This window comes from Parvibaculum sp. (assembly GCF_040882025.1).
GTDB lineage: Bacteria > Pseudomonadota > Alphaproteobacteria > Parvibaculales > Parvibaculaceae > Parvibaculum.
On the sequence record NZ_JBBECC010000147.1, the window covers coordinates 1 to 2,760 of the forward strand.

General features: G+C 65.3%; 2 protein-coding genes. Both read right to left on the reverse strand.

From position 1 onward, the window contains the following. Positions 1-553: RNA polymerase sigma factor region1.1 domain-containing protein (locus tag WEB61_RS10435; protein ID WP_368064278.1), on the reverse strand; the 553-nt coding region annotated here is incomplete at its 3' end. A 281-nt stretch (positions 554-834) separates the two neighbouring features. Next, a partial coding sequence (gene dnaG, locus WEB61_RS10440) for a DNA primase (protein ID WP_368064279.1) occupies positions 835-2,760 on the reverse strand: 1,926 nt, incomplete at its 5' end.

A 2,760-nucleotide genomic window follows, 5' to 3' on the forward strand; every position in this document is an offset into this window, starting at 1 on the left:
CGTTGAGCTCGTCGCGCCAGATGATGATGGCCTGGAAGGTCAGCGGGCTTTCGCACAGCCCCGCGATCATGGCTTCGCGGCCGGCCTCGATGCGCTTGGCGATGGCGATTTCGCCCTCGCGCGACAGAAGCTCGACCGAGCCCATTTCGCGCAGATACATGCGCACCGGATCGTCGGTGCGGTCGAGCGCGGTGCTGGTGGTGGTCGTGGTGGCGACCGCCTTGCCGGCGGGACGGTCCTCGTCGTCGCTCTCGCCGTCCGCTTCGGCGTCGCGCTCGCGGTCACCTTCGGCCTGCTCCTCGACCTCGTCGTTCTCGACCACGTTGATGCCCATTTCGGAGAGCATCGAGAGCGTGTCTTCGATTTGTTCGGAGGAAAACTCTTCAGACGGCAGAACCTTGTTGAGCTCGTCATAGGTGACAAAACCGCGAGACTTGGCGGCCTTGATCATTTTCTTGACCGCCGCATCGGACATGTCGAGAAGCGGACCGTCCTGCGGCGCCTCCGGGGCCACTTCCGGTGCTTCTGCCTGTTCCGCCGTCTTGCTCGCCATTCAGTCCGTCTCCGCCTGATTGAGGCCCGGCGCGAAGGCCGGGGTTATGCTGTCATTTAGGGCCACAGGGGCCGAGGTCCAGCAGGGAACGCATCGCCAAACGTATAAAAGGAACGGCGCCGCCGGACGCCGCCCGGCCGCTACGCTTCCCTCGCTCTCGTCTGAACCCCGATGCGCCTTCGTTTCCCCGGATGACGTTGAAGCCATCACCTCGCCGGCGCCGCTCTGCCCTCGAAAATCCCGCTGGTTGACCCGATCCCTTGAACTCAAAATCGAAACCGTCAGCCCAAGCCATCGGCCAGTTCGGAGCGCTCAAGCTGCTCCTGAATGGCCCTGAACCGGGCGTAGTTTTCTTCCGTCATCTCCTCGGCAAGCACACGCTCGGCGGCCTTCAATTCGGCCTCCAGCACGATTGCGCGCCGGTGCCGCGCCAATGTGTGCAGGAAGCCCGCTTCCGCCTCGTCGGGCGGTGCGTCGGGCCAAGCATGACGGTCGCCGGCAAAGGCCGGACCGGCCTCAAGACGCCGCGCAATTTCCGCCAAATCCCTGCTCAGCAAGTGGTCCTTGAGCGCCTCCCTTTCAAGAGGCGTATGAAGGGCGGCTATATCTATGATTTCATTGCGTAATCTGTCAAGCGCCGGGGCCCGAATCTCGACACTCGAAAATTCCTCGGCGTAATTCTCAAGGAGTTCCGGGTGGTTAAGCACCGTGAGCACCAGCAGGCCCTCGCGGCCCCGACCCGCCGCGGAGCCGCTGGCGATGGCCGAACGGCGCAACTCGGGCGTCACGGGCGGCACAAAAGAGCCGCCCTGCCCGAAGGATTGACGGCCGCGCCAGGGCCGGTTGCCGCCGAAATTGCCGGAGCCGAAGGGGCGTTTGTTCGGCGCAAAGCCGCCCTGCCCGCCCGTTCGGCGCTCGCCGCGGCCGAACATCCGCGCGATGCGGCCGCGCAGATCTTCGGCGTAGTGGCCGCGCACTTTCGGATCGCCGATCATGCCGACGACCGTCTCGATCCGCGTTTCGAGCGCGGCGCGGCGTTCGGGCGTGTCCCAGGTGCCAGCGGCGACTTCCTTTTCCCAGACCATTTCGGCAAGCGGCCGCGCCGCATCGAGAACGGCGCGCATCGCCGCCGATCCTTCCTCGCGCACCAGATCGTCGGGGTCCTTGCCTTCGGGCAAGAGCGCGAAGCGGAGCGAATGGCCGGGCTTCAAGAGCGGCAGCACACGCTCGACCGCGCGGTAGGCGGCGCGAAGCCCCGCCTTGTCGCCGTCGAAACAGAGGATCGGCTCGGGCGCCATGCGCCAGAGAAGCGCGATCTGGTCTTCGGTGAGCGCGGTGCCGAGCGGCGCCACCGCATGATCGATGCCGCCTTGCGCGAGCCCGACGACATCCATATAGCCCTCGACCGCAACGACCGTGCCTGCGTCATGCGCGGCTTTCCGCGCCCGATGCAGGTTGTAGAGCACGCGGCCCTTGTGAAAGAGCGGCGTGTCGGGGGAGTTGAGATATTTGGCCTTGGCGTCGGAAGCCAGCGCCCGCCCGCCAAAGGCGATGACGCGGCCGCGCGCATCGGCGATCGGAAACATGACGCGGTTGCGGAAGCGGTCATAGGGCTCGGCGATGTCGGGGCCGTGAATGACGAGCCCGGCTTCCGCCATCTGTTCGAGCGTCACGTCGCGCGATTTCAGGTAGCGCATCAGCGCCATGCGCTCGGCCCGGTCGTCGCCCGGCGCATAGCCGACGCCGAAATCCTCCAGCGTCTTGCCTTTCATGCCCCTGCGTTCGAGATAGGCGCGCGCCTCGGCGCCGACGCCTTCCTGCAATTTCTGCTGGAAGAACTGCGCCGCCATTTCCATCACGTCGATAAGGGTGGCGGCCTCCTTCTCGCGCTGCGCTTCATGCGCGTCGCGCTGCGGCATTTCCATGCCGGCTTCGGCGGCCAGCCGCTCCACCGCTTCGAGGAAGGAGAGGTTCTCGGTCTTCTCGACAAACGAGATGATGTCGCCATGCTCGCCCGACGAGAAGCAGTGATAAAACTGCTTGTCGTCATTGACGGTGAAGCTCGGGCTCTTCTCGTTGGAGAAGGGTGAGAGCCCGACAAACTCCCTGCCCCGCCGCGTCAGTTTGACCTTGCGCCCAACGACCTCCGAGACGCGGATGCGCCCCTTCAGTTCATCGAGGAAGGACTTGGGAAAGGACATGGCGGG